This window comes from Nocardioides daeguensis (assembly GCF_019192965.1).
In the GTDB taxonomy this organism is placed as follows: Bacteria; Actinomycetota; Actinomycetes; order Propionibacteriales; family Nocardioidaceae; genus Nocardioides; species Nocardioides daeguensis.
This window is the reverse complement of sequence record NZ_JAHTKU010000013.1, coordinates 63,355-69,354: the sequence shown is the minus strand read 5'-3', so window position 1 is coordinate 69,354 and position 6,000 is coordinate 63,355. Positions and strand designations below refer to the sequence as shown.

Below are 6,000 nucleotides of genomic sequence, written 5' to 3'. Positions count from 1 at the left end.
CCCCCCCCCCCCGGCGCCGGGGCCCCCCGCCCCCCGCGCCCGGGGGGGGGGGGGGGCGCCCCCCGCCCCCCCGCCCCCCACGACCTTCCGCTCGCCCGGGCCTCGGCGCTGTGGAACGCCAGCGTTGCCCGCTATGCGGGCGGCGACACCACCGGCGCCCTGGACCTCGGCCTGGAGGCGCTCCAGCTCTACGAGATCTCCGGAGACACACGCAACCTCGGCGTGCTGCGGACCCAGGTGGCCAACGTCCACCTGGCGCAACGGCCACCCGCCAGCGCCGCGGCGCTCGATCTCCTCAGGTCCGCTCGAGCCGAGCTCGACGCAGCCGCTGCCAGCGTGCTCGAGCGAGCACGACACCACCAGGTCACCGCGCGCGCCCTGCACGCTGCCGGCGAACCCGACGCCGCGGCGGCCGAGCTGCAGGTGTGCGACACCCTCATCCCCGAGGGCGCGGTCGAGCTGCGCGCCTGGCAGCTCGTCCTGCGCGGCCAGCTGGCCGCGGACCGTGGGGACTTCGCGGCCGCCCGCCATCTCCTGCAGGAAGCCGTCGGCCTGCTGAGCGCAAGCGGCGCCGACGGCGACGTGGCCCAGGCGTGGCTCAAGCTCGGCGACGTCTTCGCCGAGCTCGGCGAGGACGACCTCGCGGCCGACGCCTATCGCCGTGCCGGCGCCTCCAACGGACTTCGCCCCCGGAGCTAGGAAGCGCTGGCTCCGCACGTGACGGGCGCTCGTCCCCCTCGTCAGGAGTGGGCATCCTTCGCACGCCGGGCGACTGGCTAGGATGACGGCGCGCCGGAGAGGCGCAGGCCGGTGTAGCTCAGTTGGTAGAGCGTCTTACTTGTAATAAGAGGGTCGCGGGTTCAAATCCTGTCACCGGCTCCAGGCCCGTCCGGCCCCGTCGATGAGCGCCAGCTCCCTGTCGGGAGGGTGTCCTACTCTCACGTTCGTGGACCTCCCCGTGATGCCGCCCGTCCTGCCGATGCTCGCGAAGGCCGTGTCCGGCGTGCCCGACCCGGCGAAGTACGACGCGCGGGGACTCAGCTTCGAGCCCAAGTGGGACGGATTCCGGTGCATCGTCTTCCGCGACGGCGACGAGGTGGAGCTGGCCAGTCGCAACACGAAGCCGCTGACGCGCTACTTCCCGGAGCTGGTGGAGGCCGTCAAGGCCGAGCTGCCGCAGCGGTGCGTGCTCGACGGGGAGATCTTCGTGGCGCTCGAGGGCGAGGACGGGAAGGGACGTCTGCAGTTCGAGGTGCTCCAGGAGCGGATCCACCCCGCGGCGTCGCGGATCGCCCTGCTCTCCGAGCGGACGCCGGCGGACTTCGTGGCCTTCGACCTGCTCGCGCTCGGCGACGAGTCCTACCTCGACCGCCCGTTCGCCGAGCGCCGGGCCGCACTGGAGGAGGCGCTCGCGCACCTCGGCGCCGCGACGGCCGGCGCCACGACCGGCGGGCACTGCCACCTGACCCGCACCAGCACCGACCCAGCGGTGGCCGAGGAGTGGTTCCACCGGTTCGAGGGCGCCGGGCTCGACGGCGTGGTGGCCAAGCCGATGAGCGCGCCGTACGCCCCGAACGCTCGGACCATGCTGAAGATCAAGCACGAGCGGACCGCCGACGTCGTGCTTGCCGGCTACCGCGAGCACAAGACGAGCACGCCCGAGAACCCGCTGATCGGCAGCCTGCTCCTGGGCCTCTACCAGGACGGCGAACTGCAGCACATCGGCGTCAGCGCGAGCTTCACGGCCCAGCGCCGGGCCGAGCTGTGGCACGAGCTCCAGCCGCTCGTCGTCCCCATCGAGGAGCACCCGTGGGGCCGGTGGCAGGAGTTCCTCGTCGCCAACCCCGGACGCCAGCCCGGCACGCAGAGCCGCTGGAGCCAGGGCAAGGACCTCTCCTTCACGCCACTGCGACCCGAGCGCGTGGTCGAGGTGAAGTACGACGCCATGGAGGGACGACGCTTCCGGCACACCGCCCACTTCAAGCGGTGGCGCGAGGACCGCGACCCGGAGTCGTGCGGCTACGACCAGCTCGACCAGCCCGTGCGCTACGACCTCGCGGACGTCCTCGGGGGCTGACCGGGGCACCGGGGCTGACGCGCGAGCGCGCGCGCGGCAGGATGGTGCCATGAGCACCGCCCCCCGCGAGGAACCGTACGCCGTCGTCCTGCTCATCGAGCAGGCGCTCACCGCCGCCGACGCCGCCCAGGTCCGCGGCCTGCACCAGGAGCTCGACGACGACCCGACGATCGAGGTCCAGTACCACGTGCTGCTGCCGATGGCCGACGCCGCGGCGGCCGTCGAGGCCTCGCTCGGCGTGATCGGAGGCGCCGACCTGATCGCGCCGCCGATCACCCCGTCGCCCGACGAGATCGAGCGGCTGCGCGGGGAGTACCGCGAGCAGGCCGAGCGCGACCTCGCCGCCAGCCGCGAGGCGCTCATCGCCGCGGGCGCGATCATCGGCTCGCTCACGATCGTCACCGAGCCGCCGGTCGACGCTCTCATCGCCAAGGTGAAGGAGGTCGACGGCCGGGAGTCGATCATCCTCACCCGCCCCCACCTGGTCGCCGAGTTCTTCCACGTCGACTGGACCTCGCGCGCTCGCCGCAAGCTCGGCGTCCCCGTCCTCCACCTGCTGGAGCACGAGCAGTCGTAACGCCCCGACCCGGGAGGTCGTTGTCCGGTCATGTCGGCCCCGCACACCCTCGACGTCCGCCTCCACGAGGAGCTCGCGGGCGCGGGCCTGAGCGCGGCGGAGCGCGACCGGGTCGTCGACCTGTGCGACTTCGTGGTCGCGATGGTGCCGGGCTCCGGCCTCCCCCACCCCGCGCGGACGACGCGCTCCGCGGTGCACCTGCTGGTCGGCACCGATGTCCCGGCGCTCGACGCGCAGGTGCGCGGCGCGATCGCCCGGCTGTGCGAGGTCGCGGCGGTCCGCGGACTCGACTGATTGCTGAGATCTGTCAGATCTGGGCAATTTTTGACAGATTGCCCTAGGCTCGGCCTCCTCACCCCCCGAGGAGCCATGAGCCACCGCAGCAAGACGTACGTCGCCCGTGCGAGCGAGGACGACCACCTCTACCGGCAGATGGCGACCTGGCGCGCGGACCCGGGCTTCGACTTCCGGTTCTACGCCCGCGAGCCCGACCCGGCAGGCAGCGGCAGCCCGGAGGCGGTCCGGCAGGGCCTGCGCCGGCAGATGACCCGCGCCCGCCAGGTCGTCCTGATCGGCAGCCCGGAGGCGAAGCGCCAGGGCGGCGACGGCCGCTCCGCACTGGCCCACGAGGTGGCGGTCCTCATGGAGCTCGGCCTGCCCGTCGTCGTGGCCAACCACGACGGCAGCCGCTCCGCGATGACGAGCTTCATCCCCCAGCCGCTGCTCGACGCCGACTACTTCACGGTGTCGGTGGCCCTCGGCCCGGCGATCATCAGGTTCGCGCTCGACACCTACGCCGAGAGCTTCGCCACCGCACAGCGGTCGGGCCCGCACTTCTACGAGGGCCACGTCTACGACGGGCTGTGACCCCTCAGGTCCCCTCGACCCGGTTGCCGTCCTCGTCCCAGTGCTCGGCGACCTTCTTGCTCGGCTGCACCCGCGGCGGCTCCCCCGGCATCTTGGGGTAGTCGGGTGGGAAGTTGAGCTCGCCCTCGCCGTCGGCGACCTGGCGCTCCCACAGGTCCAGCAGCGGCTGGAGGGAGTACGACGTGTCGTCGATCGCGGCCCACGGGTCGCCGTCGGCCATCCGGTCGGGGACCGTGAACAGGTTGTACGCACGAGGGTCGGTCACGTCGGCGAGCTCGGCCCAGGACATCGGCGTCGAGACGGGCGCGCCGGGCCTGGGCCGCAGCGAGTACGCCGAGGCGATGGTGCGGTCGCGGTTGTTCTGGTTGAAGTCGACGAAGATCCGCTCGCCGCGCTGCTCCTTCCACCAGGCGGTGGTGACCTGCTCGTCGCGGCGGGCCAGCTCACGCCCGAAGGCGATGGCGGCGTGCCGGACGTCGGTGAACTCGAAAGCCGGCTCGATCCGCACGTAGACGTGGACGCCGCGGTTGCCGGAGGTCTTCGGGTAGCCCACCAGGCCGAGCTCCTCGAGCAGCTCGCGCGCGACACCGGCGACGCGGACGGCGTCCCCGAACGTCGTCCCGGGTTGGGGGTCGAGGTCGATGCGCAGCTCGTCGGGATGGTCCAAGGAGTCGGCACGAGCGGTTCGGCGTACCGGCCACGGGTGGAAGGTGAGCGTGCCCATCTGGGCGCACCAGACCGGGACCGCGATCTCGGTGGGACAGATCTCCTCGGCGCTGCGGCCCGACGGGAAGGTGATCCGCACCGGCTCGAGGTAGTCGGGAGCCCCCTTGGGGACCCGCTTCTGGTAGAAGCCCTCGCCGTCGTCGCCGTACCCGGTGGACAGCCGGAAGCCCTCCCGGTAGCCGTCGGGCCAGCGTTCCAGTGCCGTCGGGCGCTCGCGCAGGGCGCGCATCAGGCCGTCCTCGACGGCGACGAAGTACTCCGCGACCATCAGCTTGGTCACCTCCGGCGTACGCTCGGTCGCCTCGTAGATCACGCGGTCCGGGCTCGACACCCGGACCGCGCGGTCTCCCGCCTGGACCATCGCCGCCGCGGTCTTCGCCATGCGAGGACCCTATGCGGAGGGGGTGTCGGCCGGCTCCAGCGTGAGGCTGATCGAGTTGATGCAGTACCTGTCGCCCGTCGGCGTGCCGTAGCCGTCAGGGAAGACGTGGCCGAGGTGGGAGCCGCAGTTGGCGCAGCGCACCTCGACCCGCTTCATGCCGTGCGAGCTGTCCTCGAGGTACTCGATGGTGTCGCTGATCGGCTGGTAGAAGCTCGGCCAGCCACAGCCGGAGTGGAACTTCGTGTCGGATTCGAAGAGCTTGGCCTGGCAGGCCTTGCAGCGGTAGACGCCGGTGGTCTCAGTGTCGGTGTACTCACCCGTGAAGGCCCGCTCGGTACCGGCCTGGCGGAGCACCTGGTACTCCTCGGGAGTGAGCTCGGCGCGCCACTCCTCGTCCGTCTTCTCGACCTCGTATGCCATGTGCTTCAGCGTACTCAGCGGGCCTCGGGACCCGGGTCAGGCAGCGACGCCGGAGACCGGCAGACCGGCCTCGCGCCAGGCCGCGAACCCGCCGACCACGTCGGTCGCCCGCGCCACGCCGATACTGCGCAGCGCGTCGGCGGCGAGCGAGGAGGTGTAGCCCTCCTGGCACAGCACGATCACCCGACGGTCGTACGACGCCTCGGGCAGCCGCGCGTCGCTGCGCGGGTCGAAGCGCCACTCGAGCACGTTGCGCTCGACGACGAGGGCGGGCAGCCAGCGGGCCACCTCGCCCTCGCGGGCGCGCTGGGCGGCGGGCCGGATGTCGACGAGCAGGGCCCCGAGAGCCAGGAGCTCCTGGAAGGCGGCGCGGGCACTGACCCGGTCGAGGCGGGAGCGGGCGTCGGCGAGGAGGGCGTCCACGCCGTCGTACCGGGCGGGGGCGGGCGCGGGGGCCGGGGCGGCGGTGCTCACCACTGCTCCCCCGCGCGCTCGACGCCGAGCGCCTCGAGCCGGTCGCCGTGGAACCGGAACCGGGTCATGGTGTGCAGCCGCGGGGAGTACGCGTGCAGCGACAGGGCGGGGGCGTCGGTGGCGTTGCGTACGTCGTGGGCGTAGCCCGCACCGAACGCCTTGCCGTCGCCCGGGCCGACGTCGACGAGCCGGAGCCCGCCGTCGAAGGTGTGCTCGGTGAGCCGGCCCTCCAGGACAGTGAAGGCGCCGGAGGACGAGCCGTGGTCGTGCCAGTCGGTGGCGGCGCCGGCGGGCCACGAGATCAGCCAGAGCTCGTAGTCGTCGGTAGTGAGCAGGCGCAGCCACGAGCGCTCCCGCGGGTCGTGGTCGATCAGGTGGCGCAGGTCGGGGTCGGTCGCGTGGTTGCGCACGACCTCGAGCAGGGGCAGGACGGCGAGCTGGGTCATCGGTTCCTCCGGGGGTTGTCGGTGCTGGATC

9 protein-coding genes and 1 tRNA gene are annotated in these 6,000 nt (G+C 72.6%); 6 read left to right on the top strand and 4 right to left on the bottom strand.

The genetic code is table 11. The features are described 5' to 3' along the window. From KU893_RS11890 to KU893_RS11865, 6 genes are all read left to right on the top strand, one after another. Window positions 1-699 (top strand): tetratricopeptide repeat protein (locus KU893_RS11890; RefSeq protein ID WP_218234579.1); only part of this gene is annotated, 699 nt, incomplete at its 5' end. Between the two features lie 107 nt (window positions 700-806). Continuing rightward, window positions 807-882, top strand: a tRNA-Thr gene (locus KU893_RS11885). Between the two features lie 64 nt (window positions 883-946). Next, window positions 947-2,077: an ATP-dependent DNA ligase gene (locus tag KU893_RS11880; RefSeq protein WP_218234578.1), complete on the top strand. Its 1,131-nt coding sequence runs from the start codon at window positions 947-949 to the stop codon at window positions 2,075-2,077. Between the two features lie 49 nt (window positions 2,078-2,126). Beyond that, the gene (locus KU893_RS11875; RefSeq protein ID WP_218234577.1) at window positions 2,127-2,654 is read left to right on the top strand and encodes a hypothetical protein; all 528 of its coding nucleotides are present in this window, start codon (window positions 2,127-2,129) and stop codon (window positions 2,652-2,654) included. Between the two features lie 30 nt (window positions 2,655-2,684). After that, entirely contained in the window at window positions 2,685-2,948 is a 264-nt protein-coding gene (locus KU893_RS11870) for a hypothetical protein (protein ID WP_218234576.1), read from the top strand. A 75-nt stretch (window positions 2,949-3,023) separates the two neighbouring features. Beyond that, complete coding sequence (locus KU893_RS11865; RefSeq protein ID WP_218234575.1) at window positions 3,024-3,521, top strand: hypothetical protein; 498 nt, start codon at window positions 3,024-3,026, stop codon at window positions 3,519-3,521. A 4-nt stretch (window positions 3,522-3,525) separates the two neighbouring features. Here KU893_RS11865 and KU893_RS11860 read toward each other — a convergent pair whose 3' ends face one another. Genes KU893_RS11860 through KU893_RS11845 form a run of 4 tightly spaced genes read right to left on the bottom strand, consistent with a single transcriptional unit; the run spans window position 3,526 to window position 5,969 of the window. Beyond that, a complete protein-coding gene (locus KU893_RS11860; RefSeq protein ID WP_218234574.1) occupies window positions 3,526-4,629 on the bottom strand; it encodes a DNA polymerase domain-containing protein in 1,104 nt (367 codons plus the stop codon). Window positions 4,630-4,638: 9 nt separating this feature from the next. Further along, window positions 4,639-5,049 (bottom strand): peptide-methionine (R)-S-oxide reductase MsrB, encoded by a 411-nt coding sequence (gene msrB, locus KU893_RS11855; protein ID WP_218234573.1) that lies wholly within the window; start codon window positions 5,047-5,049, stop codon window positions 4,639-4,641. 36 nt (window positions 5,050-5,085) lie between these two features. After that, window positions 5,086-5,523, bottom strand: a complete 438-nt coding sequence (locus KU893_RS11850) for a rhodanese-like domain-containing protein (RefSeq protein ID WP_246592525.1) — start codon at window positions 5,521-5,523, stop codon at window positions 5,086-5,088. Next, a complete protein-coding gene (locus tag KU893_RS11845) occupies window positions 5,520-5,969 on the bottom strand; it encodes a cysteine dioxygenase (RefSeq protein WP_218234572.1) in 450 nt (149 codons plus the stop codon). Before KU893_RS11845 ends, KU893_RS11850 begins: the two co-directional genes overlap by 4 nt. Between the last annotated feature and the right edge of the window lie 31 nt (window positions 5,970-6,000).

Coding starts and splice junctions, on each gene's coding strand:
- KU893_RS11870 (WP_218234576.1), top strand. CDS start 2,685: ATGTCGGCCCCGCACACCCTCGACGTCCGCCTCCACGAGGAGCTCGCG.
- KU893_RS11875 (WP_218234577.1), top strand. CDS start 2,127: ATGAGCACCGCCCCCCGCGAGGAACCGTACGCCGTCGTCCTGCTCATC.
- msrB (WP_218234573.1), bottom strand. CDS start 5,049: ATGGCATACGAGGTCGAGAAGACGGACGAGGAGTGGCGCGCCGAGCTC.
- KU893_RS11860 (WP_218234574.1), bottom strand. CDS start 4,629: ATGGCGAAGACCGCGGCGGCGATGGTCCAGGCGGGAGACCGCGCGGTC.
- KU893_RS11865 (WP_218234575.1), top strand. CDS start 3,024: ATGAGCCACCGCAGCAAGACGTACGTCGCCCGTGCGAGCGAGGACGAC.
- KU893_RS11845 (WP_218234572.1), bottom strand. CDS start 5,969: ATGACCCAGCTCGCCGTCCTGCCCCTGCTCGAGGTCGTGCGCAACCAC.